The 18,477-nt window shown below is 42.0% G+C and carries 12 protein-coding genes; 4 read left to right on the top strand and 8 right to left on the bottom strand.

Annotated features, from left to right (window positions below; genetic code table 11):
- Position 1 precedes the first annotated feature (1 nt).
- The 6 genes from CRO04_RS14440 to CRO04_RS14415 all read right to left on the bottom strand — a co-directional run bounded on the left by CRO04_RS14440 (position 2) and on the right by CRO04_RS14415 (position 8,688).
- On the bottom strand, positions 2-1,252 hold the full coding sequence (locus CRO04_RS14440) for an ABC transporter permease (RefSeq protein ID WP_097004964.1): 1,251 nt from the start codon (positions 1,250-1,252) through the stop codon (positions 2-4).
- 11 nt (positions 1,253-1,263) lie between these two features.
- Positions 1,264-2,268, bottom strand: coding sequence for an ABC transporter permease (locus CRO04_RS14435; RefSeq protein WP_097004963.1), 1,005 nt, complete (start codon positions 2,266-2,268; stop codon positions 1,264-1,266).
- A 25-nt stretch (positions 2,269-2,293) separates the two neighbouring features.
- Complete coding sequence (locus CRO04_RS14430; protein WP_097004962.1) at positions 2,294-4,171, bottom strand: ABC transporter substrate-binding protein; 1,878 nt, start codon at positions 4,169-4,171, stop codon at positions 2,294-2,296.
- A gap of 87 nt (positions 4,172-4,258) precedes the next feature.
- Positions 4,259-5,728, bottom strand: a complete 1,470-nt coding sequence (locus CRO04_RS14425) for a response regulator transcription factor (protein ID WP_097004961.1) — start codon at positions 5,726-5,728, stop codon at positions 4,259-4,261.
- Complete coding sequence (locus CRO04_RS14420; RefSeq protein ID WP_166432569.1) at positions 5,725-7,401, bottom strand: sensor histidine kinase; 1,677 nt, start codon at positions 7,399-7,401, stop codon at positions 5,725-5,727. Before CRO04_RS14420 ends, CRO04_RS14425 begins: the two co-directional genes overlap by 4 nt.
- A gap of 336 nt (positions 7,402-7,737) precedes the next feature.
- Positions 7,738-8,688 (bottom strand): DUF1848 domain-containing protein, encoded by a 951-nt coding sequence (locus CRO04_RS14415; RefSeq protein ID WP_097004959.1) that lies wholly within the window; start codon positions 8,686-8,688, stop codon positions 7,738-7,740.
- A 139-nt stretch (positions 8,689-8,827) separates the two neighbouring features.
- Here CRO04_RS14415 and CRO04_RS14410 point away from each other — a divergent pair, with 139 nt between their 5' ends.
- Both CRO04_RS14410 and CRO04_RS14405 read left to right on the top strand, forming a co-directional pair.
- On the top strand, positions 8,828-9,022 hold the full coding sequence (locus CRO04_RS14410; RefSeq protein ID WP_097004958.1) for a hypothetical protein: 195 nt from the start codon (positions 8,828-8,830) through the stop codon (positions 9,020-9,022).
- A 347-nt stretch (positions 9,023-9,369) separates the two neighbouring features.
- The gene (locus CRO04_RS14405) at positions 9,370-11,427 is read left to right on the top strand and encodes a M6 family metalloprotease domain-containing protein (protein WP_097004957.1); all 2,058 of its coding nucleotides are present in this window, start codon (positions 9,370-9,372) and stop codon (positions 11,425-11,427) included.
- A gap of 114 nt (positions 11,428-11,541) precedes the next feature.
- On the opposite strand, the gene CRO04_RS14400 is transcribed toward CRO04_RS14405, so the two are convergent.
- On the bottom strand, positions 11,542-15,669 hold the full coding sequence (locus tag CRO04_RS14400; protein ID WP_097004956.1) for a DEAD/DEAH box helicase: 4,128 nt from the start codon (positions 15,667-15,669) through the stop codon (positions 11,542-11,544).
- Positions 15,670-15,866: 197 nt separating this feature from the next.
- On the opposite strand from CRO04_RS14400, the gene CRO04_RS14395 reads away from it, so the two are divergent.
- Positions 15,867-16,355: a cell wall hydrolase gene (locus tag CRO04_RS14395; RefSeq protein WP_166432568.1), complete on the top strand. Its 489-nt coding sequence runs from the start codon at positions 15,867-15,869 to the stop codon at positions 16,353-16,355.
- 165 nt (positions 16,356-16,520) lie between these two features.
- Complete coding sequence (locus CRO04_RS14390; protein WP_097004954.1) at positions 16,521-17,297, top strand: hypothetical protein; 777 nt, start codon at positions 16,521-16,523, stop codon at positions 17,295-17,297.
- A gap of 364 nt (positions 17,298-17,661) precedes the next feature.
- Here the strand turns inward: CRO04_RS14390 and CRO04_RS14385 are convergent, their stop codons facing one another.
- Positions 17,662-18,438 carry an EFR1 family ferrodoxin gene (locus CRO04_RS14385; RefSeq protein ID WP_097004953.1) on the bottom strand — a complete coding sequence of 259 codons (777 nt, stop codon included), beginning with the start codon at positions 18,436-18,438 and terminating at the stop codon, positions 17,662-17,664.
- Positions 18,439-18,477 lie beyond the last annotated feature (39 nt).

Here is an 18,477-nt window from a genome sequence, read left to right as displayed (position 1 = left end):
CTCACTCTCTTAGCTGCGGATTAAATATCTGATCCAGGCCCGTATTCATCAGATTCAAGGAAAATGAAATCAGTGCAATGGAAAGAATGACAGGAAAATATGCCCACCAGTCCCCATTTAAATGGGCACTGTAAGACATTGCCCAGTTCATCATTAAACCAAGAGTCGATACTGTCGTCGTAGCAGGTCCAAGTCCGATCATAGACAGCTGTGCCTCCGCAAGAATACCTGAAGATATCTGTAAAATCAGTGCCATCACAACGTAGGAAGCAATATAGGGTAGAATATCCGTGAGGATAATCCGGACCAGACTATGTCCCGAAAGCTTTGACAGATTCACATGATCCCTGTTTCGAAGGGAGATTACCTGGGAACGGACCGATCTTGTCGTCCAGGTCCAGGAGGTGAGTCCGATAATAACCGCCACCATCATTACCCCTCTGGCATTTTTACCAATGCTGTAGGATATCAGAATGAGCAGGATAAAGCTGGGTATCACAGTAAATAAATTAGTGATAAACAGGATTAAGTCATCGATAAATCCTCCCAGATAGCCGGCAATAAGGCCGAGAGAAAGCCCGATGGTAGTGGCGATCAGTCCTGCAATGAAACCTATCTTTAAGGAAGTTTTTATGGCTGCCACCAGCTCCGTTAAAACATCACGTCCAAAATTATCTGTTCCAAGTATAAAGACCCGCTTGCTCCCCACTTCGGAAACATTCACATAAGAGGTTGATGGAATGGTCTTCTTAACTGACACTTCCCCCGTTTCCTCATTCTTTTCCGCTACAAGAACATCGCTGTTCTCAAGCAGTCCCTGAATCTTTTTATCCAGCCTGCTGAAATACTTTTTTCTGGCAGCAATCAGGCCCTTTTGCTCACTGGCAGAATCATAATGTTCCTTCCACAGGGATACAAGCCCATCTGCATCCGTCACATCCACCTCCTTTGGAGACAGACCTGCAAACTGTTGCAGCCAGTCTGCCATTGCCATTCGTTCATCCATGCTTAAATTTTTTTCCAGTCTGCTGGTTGATGTATGTAAGTTTAACGTATAAGGATCTGTATCCACCGCTTCCTTAACAGATATATAGGTTCCTGGTTTAAAAAAGTTCCCCTGCCCAACCATTTCCAAAGGATCATCCGTCACAATCAAAGGATAGAAGATCGTCAGCAGGAGCAATAATGCAAAAATAGTAAATCCCAAAGTAAATTTAGGGGAATGGAAAATCTGTCTGATCTGGTTTTTCATCACTCACCCTCCTAATCCTGCTGAGCAGCCTTGATCCTGGGATCAATGACTCCATAAATCAGTTCCACGAATAAATTAGCCAGCAAAACCATCACTGTAATAATCAGTGTACATGCAGATATTAATGGATAATCCCTGCCTTTCACAGCTGCAAGCAGTGTGGTTCCAAGGCCCGGATAGCTGAATATGATCTCCGCAACCAGCGCTCCTCCAATCATGGTTCCGATAGACATGGCAAGACCCGTAATCTGGGGGAGCATGGCATTGCGGAACACATATCCTACGATTTTCCTGTCTTTGATTCCCATAAAACGGCTGTATTTTACATAATCAGCATTCAGTTCATAGATTGACATGGAACGCATTCCGATCGCCTGGCCTCCTACTGTAATAAGAACAATTGACCAGAACGGCAGCTGATAATGAGCCAGTACAGAACGGAAAAATGTAAGGCTGGCTGCAGGAATCAAGTCAAATCCATAGCCGCCGCTGGAAGGTGCCAGACCAAGCTTCAGGGAAAAAACATAAAGAAGAATAGTCGCCATGCCAAAAGCAGGTACATTACTCATAAATAAAAATGCGGGTAGTATTCCTTTATCAAATATACCTTTTTTATACGCGGAAATGGCTCCAAGAACATTCCCAAGAATCCAGCCCAATAATATTGCAGGAAGCTGAAGACAGACGGTCCACCATACAGAGGAGGAGATAATATCGCTTACTGTTCTGGGATACTGGCTGAACGAAACTCCAAAATCCCCTCTGACAGCGTTCTTTAAGAAAATAAGAAATTGAGTGCTCATCGGCAGATTAACGCCGAATTTCTCCGCATAGTCCTCATATACGGCCTGAATTGCGGTAGAATCGGTCATGCCGTCTACCGCTCTGGCCGCAATGGCTGAGACCGGATCACCTGGCATCAGTCTGGGAAGAACAAAATTCAGCACAACAGCGATCACCAGAGTTATCAGATACCAGATGATTTTATTGGTATAATATTTTTTATATCCTGTCAAAGTCTCACCCCTTTAGTATTCTCTGTCAGTTAACATTCACCAGATTATAAAGTGCTGCAATTCCATAGCCATCAGTGCAGTCCGTCGGCGGTATATTGTCTCCGTCATCAAGCTGCGGGAAGCCGGTCCATACGCTTTCATTCACCGCGTGGAACAGCATCGGTCTGTACATCAGGGAGAAGGAAGGAACCTCATCTAAATAAATCCTGCTCAGTTCGGTATAATATTCTTTCAGAGTATCCTTATTGGTCTCTAATGGAATCTTCTTTAAAAGGTCGTTTGCCTTATCATTAATGTATCCGCCGTAGTTACCAGTCCAGTTTACCTTTAAGTTGGCATAATCCGTGGACATGAAGGCCATGGCTCTGCCCCATGGGTTAGCAACGGAGGCTGCCGGTGGGTTCCACATGCAGATATCGAATTTTCTGGTAGTCATATCATCATAGAAAGTATTGGCATCCGGAAAATAAGTTTCAATGTTGATTCCTATTTTGCTTCCTGCTGCTGCAACAATCTCCAGTGATGCATTCCAGTCGGTCCAGCCGTCCGGACATTCTGCTTTAAAGGAAAGATTCTTCCCGTCAATCTCACGGATTCCATCTCCATCCTTATCTACAATTCCTGCCTTGTCTAAGAGAGCATTCGCCCCTTCCACATCATTGCCTGTAAACTGGTAATCCTTGAGTGCATCCTGATTCACCAGTGACTGCTCTGCAGATGTGGGGTTCATGATGGAACGCGGTACATCTTTAAAGTTGGGGGACTGATTGGACATGGCGGAGGCAATAATCTGATCATAATCAACCGCCATGGCAATGGCTTTTCTCACTTCCTTCCGGTCAAGACCCGGCACCTCCACATTAAAGAATGCGGTAGGCATGGTGGCACAGACACCATAGGGTGCTTCATCAATATAGGTGGAAATAGGAAGACCATCTTCTTCCCAAAGCTTCTGAACATTGGTAATAAACTGCTGGGATACATCCACCTCTCCTGATTTAAATGCAGTATCCCCTGCGGCATTATTCTCATAGATTACATGGGTTATGTATTTCGGTGCGGGAAGTTTTCCCCATAAGGCCTTTCCCCAATAATTATCATCTCTTACAAAGACGACTTTCTGATCGTCATTGTAATAGGATTTATAAGGTCCGGAGGAAACAAAATCATCCATACGGTCCTGTTTGATTTTGTCTGCATCATTCCCATTGCGCTCTTCCACCTTCTGAAGATAGGCTTTTTGCAGCACATAGATCTTGGGAACATATTCTACTACCTTTAACGGATTCACAGGAAGACCTGTTTCATCTAACTTAGCTTTAAAAATAACGGTATGTTCGTCTTTAGCATCTACCGATTCAATATAATTGGCATAATCACTGCCCTGGGCAGTCGCATACTTTTTATGGCAGTCAAAGGTATATGACACATCCTGTGCAGTCACCGGAGTACCATCGCTCCACTTTGCATCCGGATTTAAGGTTATAGTCAGTTCTGTCTGCCCGTCATTCCAGGAATAATCTTTCCCCAGCAGTCCATAGAGTTTCCCGTCAAGCATGTTATACATGAAAAGTGTCTCATATACGATCTCTCTGGCATTATCCTGCTGGGCTATAGCCATTGCATTGTTTGAATTGGAGCTTAATGGATTCCAGTCATTGATTGTCCCCCATTGCTGTCCATTAAAGTACAGGGTCTCTTTCCTCGGTGTGGACCCCGCTTCTTCTGCTGCCTTTGTCTCTTCTGCTGCCGATGTCTCTGCTGCCGTTACCTTAGTCTCCTCCGCCTTGCTCGTCTGTACTGTCCCTTCGGCCGGTGCCGCTTTCTGGCATCCGGAAAGAAGAGTCAGCGTCATTGCGCTCACGGTAAGAAGCGCAGTCAATTTGCTGTGTCTTTTTCTCATCTATAAACCTCCACCCAATCATCTCCCAGGTCATAAACCCGGGGCAACTATCTGCTACTATTCTATTGTAGATGAACAAAGGCTGAATTAAAATGTTCCTATTTTCGTTTTTGGTGTGATATTTTCAATTCCCCCTCCTTTTCTCCTTGAATTTTTACGGAATTCACTGGGAGTGACACCGGTGGTCCATTTAAACGTTTTCATAAAATGCTTGGAATCCTCATAGCCTGTCATGGATCCGATCTCACCAATCTTTAAATCCGTTTCAGACAGCAGCCTCTTCGCTTCGTTCATACGGATCTTTCGTAAATAGGAAACAAAGTTATCTCCCGTGTATTCCTTAAAGGCAATGGAAAATACCGTATAATTCATGGAAATATAGTTGGATACCATAGCCATGTTAATGTTCCTGGGGTAATTCTCATTCATATAGGCAAGTGCCTGCTCCATCTTTATGCGATTTTTATAATCATCATTTTCTTTGAGCGCTCTTTGATTGATCCTTAATAATACACGTCTGATTTCTGTACAGTATTCATCAATGTTGTCAAAAGCAAGCATATGGCAAAGATTCCCCGGCAATATTTCTTCTGCTCCCAGGATTCTGCCGTAAAATTCTTTTACCCTTGCAGCAATCTGACTAATCAGCTCCTGAAACCATATCCCTTCTATTTCTCCTTTTTTTATCCTGTCTGCCATTGCAAGAAGAAACAATTCATTTTTTGTGTTTTTCTGGGTGCCGATCCTCTGTACAAAGCATTCCAGTTCATTAGGTGATATTACATAACTGCATCCGGGTCCGGTATCCTCTTTTTGCATACTAAACAGACGGAGTCTGCGCTGCCTTGCTTCCTCATAAGCTCTTCTTAGATTCCTAAGTCCTTCATAAGCTTCACTGATTCCAAAAATACCTTCCTCATTCTTTTTTAACAGAAAATTTCCGGCATCTTTTGCAGCCATTAAAACTACATAGTGTCCCTCCAGATCCGGGAAGGAAAACATCTGATCATTGCTCCAGTTTTTCAATCTTTCATTCCCGCAGACAACGGAAAATTCCGTATTATAAAACCTGCTGAGACGCTCTGCTTCTTCCATCTCCTCCTGTGTAATATTCTCGGACAAAAGAATTCTTTTTAACTGACTGCTGCACAATGCCTTTTTGGCCCGTCTTTGCACTGACTCCTGTTGGATTTCTGCCTCCAGCTTTACCATAATAGCATTCAGTTCTTCCCGTTTTACAGGCTTTAGCAGATATTCTCTTGCCCCGCACCGCAATAAATCAACCGCAAAGGAAAAATCATCATATCCGCTGATTGCAACAATTCTTGGTATGTATCTGGTTTTTTGAAGCTCCTTAACCAATGTGATTCCATCCATCTCAGGCATCCGTATGTCCGTAATCAAAACATCAACAGGCATATTACCTGCAATTTCCAGTGCCTCCTGTCCATTCTTACATTCTATAATCTGGTCAATGGGAACCTGGCACCTGGCAAGCATGGCAGAAATTCCCTTTCTGATTATTTTGCAATCCTCCGCAACCAGTACATTTTTCATATAAGCCCCCGCTTTCTTTTCTGATAAGGAATTTTTATTGTAACCCGGGTATAATGATGCTTTTCTGATTCAATGACGATTCCATACCCCGTCCCGAAACCAATCTGCAGTCTGTCATGGACATTTTTTAATCCGATTCCGTTCTCCTGCCCGGATTGATCCTCTCTTTCCCCAGTTAGACGCTTGTTCAGCTGTAACAGTTCCCCTTCATCCATTCCGCAGCCGAAATCCGTTATTCGTATGTAACAATCCCCTCCAATGATCTCTCCCTCCATATAGATATTGGTATCCTGTGTATATTCCCGCATTCCGTGACTTATGGAGTTCTCAACAATTGGCTGCAGTGACATCTTTGGTATCTCCTGGAATAGAATCTCCTGGGGAATTTCCATACGCAGACATATCTCGTCGTCATACCATAAATTCACCAAAGCCAGATAATTCCTGATATGTTCAATTTCTTCTTCTACTTTTACATAACCTGTTTTCCATCGCATGCTGTAACGAAGAAGCTGTCCAAAAGAAGAAACCGTATCTGCGATCTCGTATTTTTCATCAATCTCCGCCATCATTTTTACTGATTCCAGTACATTGTAGATAAAATGGTTGTTGATCTGATTTTGCAGTGCCTTAATCTGGGAATTTTTTACAAGCAGTTCACGCTGAAGGGTTTCTTCCATCAGTCTCTGTATCCGGTCCAGCATGGTGTTTATTTCTATTCCCAAAACTCCAAATTCGTCTCTGCTCATATTTTGGACCCTGACCTCTAAATCCCCCTGCTGAACCCGGTATACCGTATTATAAATCTCATAAAACTGCCTCAGTATGTGAGTAACCTGCCTGTTGGAAAACAGAAGAAGAACAATAACAATGGCAATCCAGAGAAGGAGGATTTCAATTCTGGAAGAACGAAGGATCATCTCATCATTTTTCGTGGAAACGATTCGTATTAAGTAACCCTGAATGGATTTAATCTTTACATAGCCAGCTATCACCTCTTCCCCGCCAAGTCTCGTTCTCTTACAGACAGCACCGTTCCTATTCAACTCTGCCTGATCCTGATTGTTCAGAAAATCCATAATATCTTTCTTCTGACTATTGAAAAGATCCGATAATTCCGGACTGCTGTAAATGGTCCCTGCCTGATCCACAAAACAGGTCCTGTCCGATACCGTGGAATGATAGAGATCCGGAAACATATTTTCCATAGTCACTGCGGATTCCACAATTCCATACCGTCCGTACCGGTAATCATTCAGCCTTGTAATCAGAGAGGCAATTCGTGGTATATGCTGGGGATCCTCCTCCTGTTCCAGAGTATCCACATAGTCAAAACACCAGGTTCCGGTTGCCGGCACTCCATCCTTTCCCCACTTTAAGTCCGCAATCCTGTCCTCTTTATAAAGCAGGGGAATAATTTCTTTCACAGATTCGGAATGAACAAACATTCTCAGCTTATATATATATGGATTGCTTTTAACAATCTTCTGGACTCCGCTGATTTCCTTCCCGTAAAAATCCAGAATATCCATAAAGCTGAACTTCTTGTCGGAAGCAATCTGATTTAAGAAATCATTAATCGATTCATTATTTACAATGATCTCAGCGGATAATTTACAGTTTACAGCAATCTGCTCCGCATTCTGACAGCTTTTATCCAGTTCGTACATCATCTGTGTTTGTCCATCTTTATATAAGGACACTTCCATATTATGAAAAAAAAGCAGAAGAAAAATTCCAATGGGCACCATCAGAACCCCAAGGATCAGCAATGTAAATTTGCTGCTTAAAGAAAGCAGCCTGATTTTTTTCCAGGCTATCCGTTTTTGATTATTCAGAATCTGATCCTCCCCTCAAAAAGCATAACTGCTGCCCGTCTGATATCCTGCTTGTCTTCCAAACGGGCAGCTTTATTTAATATATGTTTTATGTCCTGGGACTTATGATTTTACTGTAAAGAAAATTCAGAGACAGACAGCAGAAAGAAAGATACTGACATGATGTGAAAACTACGAAAGGAGATGTAAAAAGTCCATCTGTCCATCCTTTAATGATTTTACGGGCCGTTGTGTTATAATTACATTTTCAGGCAGAGAACCAAATAATACAGGCGCCTTCGGGTCATGGTTCTCCCTGTTCTTTCGTGCACGTTCCTGAGAAAAAACTCCATAACAATATCTGCAGCCATGAGCACAGCTGTCATAACTGCCGATATCCACACTTTCCATGCACCCACAGCCGGGACGCTGTCCGGTATCCTTCCTTTTGCGAAGTCTGCAGCCTGTCAGTTCTTCGATTAAGTCACCGTCAATGCAGGAAGCATGAGTAATACCAAACTGGCTTAGATCCACAGATTCACAGCAGGTTGACAGTTGGATTCCATACTTATGTGCACTCTGTGAAAACCCTTCACCGATCCGGAACATGTCACCTTCCTGTATGGGAAAGGCTCCCAATTCCCGTAAAGTAGTTCCCAGCCTGGCATAGAAATCAAGAAAACTGAACACGCATCTTTCTGTGCAGCCCTGCAGCAAACCGGCCATTTTCTCAAAACATTCTAAATGATAGGCTACATCCATCTGATCAGTTAAAATTACTGGATCATACCGCCAGATAACACGTTTAGGACCAAGGATTGCACTAAGTTTTTGAAAAGTTTCAATTAGCTCTTTTTTATCCGGCAGAAACGCTTCCACCTCTCTTCCATAAGGCGTAAGAGTAAACTGAATATAAAAATCATATCCCATTGCGGATATGGTGTCAAGCTTCAAAATCATTTCTCTTGGATTTTTGGTCCAGAACACGATGCAGTCCACAGTTTGCGGACTTAGCTGCACCTGGCTGTAACGGGATGGATTTCTTGGATTTGGAACCAGTACATATCCTTCTTTTAAACGATTGAGCAGCCAGTCAGAATAAAACGCCGGAATATCAGTTCTGCGGCTTACACTTAAAATCATTGGATCCCTCCTTTTTATGGTTTCATCATACGGGTAAACATCAATTAAATTTAGAATCTAATTATTATACCGGTTTCTGCATAGATCTATAAAAAAAATACAATAATAATAAAAAATAATAAAATACAAGGAGACATCAATGAAAAAGTACTCTCGTGGCGTTGAATTGCCTGTTGGTTTTGGATTGGCATTGGAAGAATACCAGGCAATGGATTACTTCTTTTCCCTGCCGGAAAAAGAACAGCAGCATATGGTGGATCATGCGGAAACACTTCAATCAAAGCTGGAAATGCAGGCATATGTAAACTCTTTTGTTGAGTCAAAGTTTCATTAACATCAGCATATATAAATATAATACAAAACTTCAGGATATCTGTATATAGCAAAACAGACCGGCTGCAAAAGATCGGTCTCTTTTTTTACAATTAAATTCTGTTATTTTTGCATTATTACTGTATTTATCAATAAATTAACGGATTTTTTGTTTAATAATTTTTAATTTTCAAGGACTAATGTTATTATTTCACAAACAAATACGATAAAACTTTTGTAAATTAAATAATTTTACAGGAGGGGGGTGATACCATTGCGGAATTTACAATAAGGAGATCTGCTCCGTGAGGAAGTATGAAAAGTAACAGGGGTATGAAAAGCAAAAGATGAAAACGAAAGGAATTAAGTATGCAGAAGAAAATCAAATTATTAACAACTGGATTTGCTGCAGCAGCAATGCTTACAATCATGAGCTCCAGCGTTTTAGCAGCTCCCTATGTCAACAAACAATTTGAATTAGTACAGCCCGATGGAAGCAGGGTCTTAGTAAGTGCCACAGGAGATGAATATTTCCAGCAGATTGAGACTCCGGAAGGGTATACCCTTATCCGTGATGAAAACGGCTGGATCTGTTATGCCAAATTAAATGATGACGAAACAGAATATGTATCTTCCGGAATCGTATATAAAGGAATTAACAGCCGAAGATCCGAAGATCCGGGAAAGACTAACCTGGAAAAGCATGTAAAAATCAAAAAAGAGGCAATCAAAGACAAAGCTGATGAAGTAAGGAAAAGACTCCATGGAACTGATTTTAAAAATGCTCCGGAATCAGATAGTGATTTAGACAGAGGACTCCTGGATTCGAAAATAAGAACTTCCGGTGATGTAAAAGGCCTGACAATATTAGTTGATTTCCCAGATGTAAAAAGTGATATCAGCCGTTCAGAAATAGACCGTTTCTTTAACGAAACAGGTTACACAGGCTTTAACAACAATGGATCTATAAAAGATTATTATTATGACGTCTCCGGCGGAAAAGTCACTTATACAAATACATTAATCGGATTTTATACTGCGAAGCACCCCAAATCCTATTACGACGATATTTATGAACAAACTGGTTCCTATGCAAAATCAGATGAACTTGCTGAGGAGACGTTTCAATGGCTTAAATCTTCCGGATTTAACCTTTCCTCTCTTACTACTGATTCCAGAGGATACTTAAAAGCCGTTAACCTCCTCTACGCAGGAACGCCAGATGCCGGATGGGCAAAAGGCTTATGGCCACATCAGTCCTGGTATCCCAAATCCGATTATATTAACGGTGTCAGAATCCAGAAATATGAGATGTCTGAAATAGGCAGTGATATGTCACTCTACACAATATGTCATGAGAGTGGTCATATGATTTACGGATATCCGGATCTTTATGATTACGATGGGGATTCACAAGGTACCGGAGCATACAGTTTAATGAGCACCGTTTTAAATTATAAAAATCCTGTACCGCCGGATCCATACTGCAGAAATATCATTTCCCGCTGGAATCTGCCCATGAACATGAACGAATATGGTGCCGGAACTAAATTTACTGCAGTTGCTGACAGCAATGGAAATTCCTATACTTATAAATGGTCAGGCAGTCAGTCTAATGAATATTTTTTAATAGAAAACATTCAAAGAAATGGCAGATATGCTGATGTACCTGATGCAGGACTGGCAATCTGGCACGTGGACGAAAAGGGAAATAATTCCAAAAACGAAATGACATCTGGCAGCCATTATTTAGTATCTCTTGAACAGGCAGATGGCTATTATGATATGGAAAGAAATGAAAACGGAGGAAACAGGGGCGATTTATTCCGGGCAGGATACCGGGATTCTTTTACCAGCGTTACAACTCCCGATTCCAATTGGTGGAATGAGTGGGAATCAGGTCTGGAATTATCACAGATCGGCAGTCTGGGGACTGAAATGACATTTGTGCAGTCTGCCTCTAACCAAAATCCAGATCCAGACCCGGAGCCTCAGTTTAAAAACATAGCCGGACTAGCCGCTGCCACGGCTTCTTATGTATCTGACTGGGAAAACATAAGTGCACTGAATGATGGAATTGATCCTGCAGATTCAAATGACAGAAGCGGTGCTGTTTACGGAAACTGGCCGGAAACCGGTTCACAATGGGTTCAGTACACATTTAATGAAAATCACAACATTACAGGATGTGATGTCTATTGGTTTAAAGATGGTCAGGGAATTGATGTACCTGCTTTCTACTACATCTACTACTGGGATGGTAGTGCATGGCAGGAGGTTCAGAATCCAGAAGGTCTTGGTACAAAGATCAATCAATATAATAAAACCACTTTTACGCCTGTAAATACAAGGGCTATTTCCATCGTGATGGATTCAAATGGAACAAGTTCAACCGGTATTCTTGAATGGAAAGTATACGAAAAATAAGTATATAAATAATTAAATAAAGCGGGCAGAAAAAACCGGATGGTCCGGTAATCTGCCCGTGTTTTTTTACTCCGGACCATGCTCTTCTCCCATTTCCAGCTTAGCGCAATGTCTCTAAAGACAATACAGTACATAATCCTGAAGTTCACGCTGAAACCCGGCAAGACGGAGGAGGCTTTCTGCTTCTTTTGGAAATTCCTTTATCACAATTCTTTTACGCGACGGGAATATCCGGTGTGCCGTAAATTCCCTGACAAACTCTGTAAGAACCTCTCCGGCACAACCCATATCAAATATCTTAAGAACCCTGCCCTGACGTTCCAAAACCGCTGCAGGTATTCCCGATACGAATGCAACCGCAGTCCCCTGTACATTTAAAAATGTTTTTCCTTCCTGATGATGCAGCACTTTCCCCCAAAGCTGGGCTGGATCAGCCCCGTTTAGCCAGACCACCCCTTCTCTGGGATTTGAAAGGCTTACCATGGTTCCTGCATAATCCTTATCCCGGATAAATTGTATCCCGGACAGACCTTCGATAAAGTATCCCCTGCGCACTCTGCCAGTATATTCCCAGATCCGCAGTGTCTCCAGTGCTGTACTCCATGGGATTCCCTTTATTGTCTCTCTGCAGACTAGGACGGTTTTATCAAAGTTACGGTTAAGTATCTGTTCAACTGTAATATTCTTAAGAGGGCGGATAACTTCCCATCTTCCTGTCAGCAGAATCTTTGTCCTTGCATTTACCCGCTGGCGTACAGTCCCCTTATTTAATTGGTCCCTGATCATCAGCTGCCTGACCGGAATCAGACTGTCTGCGCTTACAAGCCCCTTTTGGGTCAGTGAAAAAAGAGCTTCATAAGGTGACTTTCCCAGAATTCCCTCCAGTCTCTGCATGAAGCTTGCCCCATGTTTTAACAGGGCACCGTACACAGCCTTCTCCTCTCCTTCCAGCCGTTCATATACTTCTGATAAATCTGCAGTCCAGTCAATGTCTGCAGTCTGATGAAAGGTGAGACTGGCCCCCTCCCCCATCTGCCAGAATACCTTTCCAGCTGTCAAAAGAGAATCCATGAGTTCCGGATGATAGCGGTTCACCCGTGCAGGCAAGAGTACAGACTCCCACATTTGTGCCTGAAAGGGCTGATCCAAAAGCCCGTTTACTGCTTCTTCCAGCTGTTCCAGAGGAGATGCCGATATCCGCAGGCGCATTGCCATGAGAGCAGCATACCGCTCGGGAGGAAGAGTGGATATCTGCTTCCTTCTGTTTCTGATCGTTTCATTTCTGGCCCTGTCATAAAGCTCGAAATGATAATAAATATCATCCTGCAGTATCAGCTTACCCTGGTCGCACAATGCAGATAAAATACCAAGTGCCCTGTCATCTGTCCATAAATACCGCTTAGCCACCTCTTCCAGGGTTTTCGCACCCCGATACCTCAGTAATCTTTGAACAAGACGTTTCGAAGCATTCTTCTGCCCCTTAACAAGGGCATTCTCATAATCATTTTCATGCTCTGCTGCAATCCATAACCCTGGTTCTACGTAGAGTGCTCTTCCTTCCGACGCCAGCTTTTCCAGCCATTCGATGGGAATATCAAGTTCTCCTGCTTCTAAATCCCCCTCTATCATGAGAAGTGTGTGAAGCTGTATTTCATCTTCCGGAAGACGCAGCCGCCTGGAAACACGGGCCAGCTGCTCCGGTTCCGGCGTGATCCCTGCTGCCTCATGAAGTGCTTCTTTTGCCGCCTCATGGATGTTCTGGGGTGTTGGTGAATAATCATACATCATGGAGGCTTCCGTCTGACGTCTTAATGGCAATGACATGGGAGAAGGTGTCTCTAAGTACATCTCCCGTATCTGAATTTCACCTGATTGTATTTCATGTAAAACGGTTTCCAATCCTTTTAAATCCCAGAAGTCTTCCAGGCATTCCCGTTTTGTTTCCTTCAGTATGGGATGGTCATCCTGTTTCACAAGAAAAGAAAGCATCTGGGCACTTTTCATTCGCTGGATCCAGAGAGGCTGACGCTTCTGATTCCTCACTCCCATCATCAGTGCCCTGGCAGCGTTGTAGCGGAAATTCATATGAAACAGGGGCGTTGCGGGAAGTAATGCAGCAACAATCTGGCCAGCCGTCTGGGGAGATATTTCATATATAAGTCCGTCGGGCAGCGGCTTGCCATCATAAGGAAACAGCAAAAATCCATCGTCATCTGCTGTAGCGTTGATGGTGGTTTCCACATGAAGCTTTGCCGCTTCCGTCATAAGAAGGGACAAGGGCTCATTGACCTGGCGTCCAAATACAGAATGTACCATCATCTGATGATTGCTGTTTTCATCCATGAAGTGTTCTACCAGAATGGTTCTGTCATCAGGAAGAATGCCCGTACTTTTTTGCTGACTGAGCAGATAATCCAGGGCACGTTCCCCGGTTTGTTCATCCAGTCCCAGACTTTTCAATTCAGCCAACAAGGCGTTTGCACTTCCTGCCTGATTGAATCTGCGCAGAATCTCACCAAACACAAGTCCTGTTCTCATCCTCCGCCCTTTGATGTCTCCATGCCAGAATGGAAGTCTGGCCCCGGAAGGGTTAGCAGCAGATACAATCACTGTATCCCTCATAATACTTACGATCTGCCACGCAAATGTTCCCAGTAAAAAACGGTCCCCGATTCTGGATTCAAAAACAAATTCCTCGTCAAGCTCTCCCAGCCTGACTCCGCTTTCCGAACGGACTGTATAAAGTCCTCTGTCCGGTATGGTTCCCCCTGCACTGATTGCCAGCATGCGGCTATAAGCATCTGCACTTACCCGGTCATGAATCCTGTCGTAGATAATGCGTGGTCTTACCGGAATATCCCTTTCATGCTCATAGTCACCTGCCAGCATCCGAAGAACACCTTTCACTTCCTCAGCAGTTACGTCATAAAACGGATACGCTCCGGACAGAATATACATCACATCCTCCACGCCGTATTCTTTCGTACACGCCATAGATACAAGATGCTGGGCAAGAACATCCAGGCATAGCCTGGGCGGGCTGGCGTACTCAATTTTACCGTTTCTGGCTGCCTCTGCGGTAAATCCGCAGTACAATCCTTCCGAAGACTCTCTGGGGAACATATACATGATGCTGATACGGCCTGGTTTGTGCCCTGCCCGCCCCAGCCGCTGCATGGTACTTGAGATGGAACGGGGGCATCCGACCTGGAATACCTGTTTGATCTCACCCACATCGATGCCGAGTTCCATGGAAGAGGTGGTACAAAGAAGTTTTAATGCCCCATTGCGAAGAGCCTGCTCCACTTCAAACCGCTGTTCCTTTGATAAGCTTCCGTGATGGGTGCGGGCAAAGCCTTCCCCACCTAATTCGTTCATAAAATGAGCCAGTTTTTCTGCATATGCCCGTCCTTCCACAAATGCCAGAGAGCTGCCCGATCCGTCTATATAAGAATATATCGTCTTCGCAATGTCTTTCCAGACGGAATCCTTCCCCTGAATGCTGCCATCTGAAAAAGGACTTTTTACCTCAATCCGTATCTCCTTATTCATTCCGGGTGCAACAATGGAGACCTCTCCAGGTGCTAAGTACTTCGCCGCAAGATCAAGAGGTTCAATGGTTGCAGACAACCCGATGCGCTGCAAGGGCTTTTTGCAGAGCCTGTCCAGTCTCGCCGCAGAAAGCATTAAATGGGCTCCTCTTTTGGTATCAATCATCACATGCAGTTCATCAATGATCAGTGCTTTTGCAGTCATTAATATTTTCTGTCCCGATTTACTGGTCAGCATCAGATATAAGGATTCTGGCGTTGTGATGAGAATATGCGGAGGCTTCTTAATCATCTGGTTCCGTTCTTTCTGTGTGGTATCACCGGTCCGGATTCCAACTGACAGCTCCTGCCCGTTAAAATTCCCTGATTTTTTTCTCTCCTGCACAATTCCTTCCAAAGGCCGCCTGAGATTCTCCCTGATGTCACCAGCCAGGGATTTTAAAGGAGAAATATAAATCAGCTGCAATTCCTGTTTTAACTCACCCCTTACTGCTTCGTTTAAAAGCCTGTCAAGAAATATCAAAAATGCCGTCAGCGTCTTACCCGTTCCGGTAGGGGCGGAAACAAGGGTGTGCCTGCCTGCTGCAATTTCAGGCCATGCCTGTTTCTGAACCAGGGTAGGGGTACCAAGAGCACGTTCAAACCAGTGTCTGGTATCTGTTTGAAAAAGTTTCATGGAATGATCTGACATAGACGCCTCCGTTTTTTATATTTCACTGCTGTATTGTTTTATTATAAATAATGGTATGTAACCTGTCAATTTATGAGATAACAAATAATAAAGGTATTTAATTTAAAGTCAATGTTTACAAATAAGAATTTAATTCCTTTTTATTAAGCATAACCGGTTATAAAACAATGTCGATTAGAATAAAGGAGGAATTAATTATGGGTTATGGAGATCCATTAAACAGTACGAATGATTTAAAAGACAGGAGTCAAACAGATCTTATTGCGCGAATGCTCTACTCAGAAGCAAGGGGTGAATCAGATCAAGGCAGAAGAGGTTGCGGCTATGTAGTAAGAAACAGAATGGCTAAAAACTCATCTGAATTTGGTGGAAATTCATATTCGGGAGTAATACTAAAAAAATACTCATTTGAAGGAATGACAACAGAATCTGCATTAAAGCCTGATATAAACTCAACTGCTTGGCAAGAATGCTTAGATTTAGCACAAAAATTTTTCTTAAATCCAAATAGCGTTGTAAATCCTATAGGAACTTGTCTTTGGTTTGTTACAAATAGCTTATACAAAAACAAAATCAAAAAATCAGGTTCAACAGAATCATATACCTTTAATGGTAGAGATTATGTTAAAGTTACGGAAAAAAAGGTTATTGGTGGACATACCTTTTTTAAAGTTCAAGGTTATTAATTAATAGAAAAGTAAGCTCCGACTGACACTCCAGTTAGAGCTTACTTTATTGTTAATAAAACAATAGTTGCAATCATATGTTAATAAAGCATTAGTTGCAACAGTTGACAAAATTTTGTGCATAAACTATCATAGTAATTAAATTATCAAGGAGGGAAACTAAGTATGAACGTTAAAAGAAAGTATATTTTTTGGGGTATAGCAGTTATATTAGCTGGAATAGTCATATTATATTTAAGCAAACATCAAGCGAATAAAGAGTTAAGTATTGATAAATTAGATAAGAATATTACAAATGAAGATACATTTAAAAAATCTAAATTTCCTTTATTAGCTGAAATTCCAGAAAAGAATTTCTATATATATGGCATAAATGATAATACTGATAGCTATAAAGGTATCATAGTCAGATATGGAAATGAGTTAAAAAAATATGACATCAAATATATGACACCAATGTTTGTTCTTCCTAAATTAAAAGATATTCAAATAGGTCAAGAGGACATTATATTATGCTCTTTTAATACTGAATCTGGATCTGAGGTATATATTGAAGATTTATATGGTTTTTACCAGGACTCTAAGGACTCTAATAGCTCTTTAAATATTATAAATTTTTCAGCAAATAATTATAAAAAACAGTTAAATGAAGCAATCAACTACAAATTACAGAGTGACAATGTTTTAGATATAATTATCAATAAAAAAGATTTATATGACATCGATCTTAAAAACTTTGCTGATTCTAATTGGAATTTCGAAAAAATTTCTTATGGTAACAATGTATCATTTTCTTTTGACAATGGAGTAAATATAACTTTAGGAATAGAAGCTATTTTCACTAATATTGCTACACCACAATATATTGGGTCTATAAAAGCCGATGTTGTAATCAATGAAGATAAGTCATTTATTTTGGATAATATAAAAGTAGAAAAATAATTATTGACCCAAAGGGTGTTTAAGAAATCCCCAGAGCTGCACTCTGAGGATTTTTTCATGCTCGTTGTCACTATCATCATTTCTGGTCATTTACAGATTCTTTTGTTAAACGGCTCTGTCTGATGACAGCATAAGCGACACTTCTGTTCCATAAAATCCCAAGTCCGTCAATTTTTTGTCCAGATTTACTGGTCAACATCAGATATAAGGATTCTGGCGTTGTAACCAGAAATGCGGAGGCTTCTTAATCATCTGGTTCCGCTCTTTTTCGTGGTATCCGGTCCGGATTCCAAACTGACAGCTCCTGTTCCTTGTATCTGTTTGAAAAAGTTTCATGGAATGATCTGACATAGACACCTCCGATTTATATAAACCATTCAGGCTCACTTCTGTCCTGGCTGTAATTTTCTATAAGCCATTCCGTTATTTTATTAAAAGCTTCATGATGAAAGGTTTTCGCTTTCTGGGGACAGCGCTTTACACAGCTGCTGCAGCGAATACATTTCAATGGGTCTGTTATTTTTGCATCACTGAAACTGATTGCTTCCATTGGACAGTATTTTGCACAAATCCCGCACTGTATGCAGCTTTCAGAAGTATCAGGTGCCATCGGTACAGCTGGTTTTCTTTCTTTATACGGGTAATCACCTTTAACGGTTATTCCAGAGATGCTTTTTTTCTTCATTTTCTCGGCAATTTCTCTTCCGAACCCTTCCGCTGCTTCAATATCCTGAGCATCCGGTCTTCCACCTGCCACCTTCTCTGTGTTTGAGTGTTCACCGATAAACGCTCCTGCTGCCAAACCCACAAAACCATTCTCTTCAAATGTATGTTTCAGTTCCAATAGTGCATCTTCATAAGCTCGGTTTCCATAGACTGCTACAAAGACTGCCTGCGTACTCTCACCCTTTATATTATCAAATACAGGGGTCAGGAAACCTGGTATCCTTCCACCATATACAGGAATCCCTACTATAATTATCTCGTCCTTCTTAAAAGAATAATTTAAGCTGCGGGCCCTGGGATCAGTCAGATTGATTGTCTGAACACAATTATCACCCATTCCCTTAGCTATCGCATTTACAATCTTTTTAGTTGTATCAGTCGGACTAAAATAAATTATCGTTAATTTTCTATCCATCACTTTTCCTCCACATTTCTTCCCCTTATTTTACTATCC

It is taken from the genome of Lacrimispora amygdalina (assembly GCF_900205965.1).
Classification (GTDB): domain Bacteria; phylum Bacillota; class Clostridia; order Lachnospirales; family Lachnospiraceae; genus Lacrimispora; species Lacrimispora amygdalina_A.
This window is presented reverse-complemented; position numbering and strand designations above follow the sequence as displayed.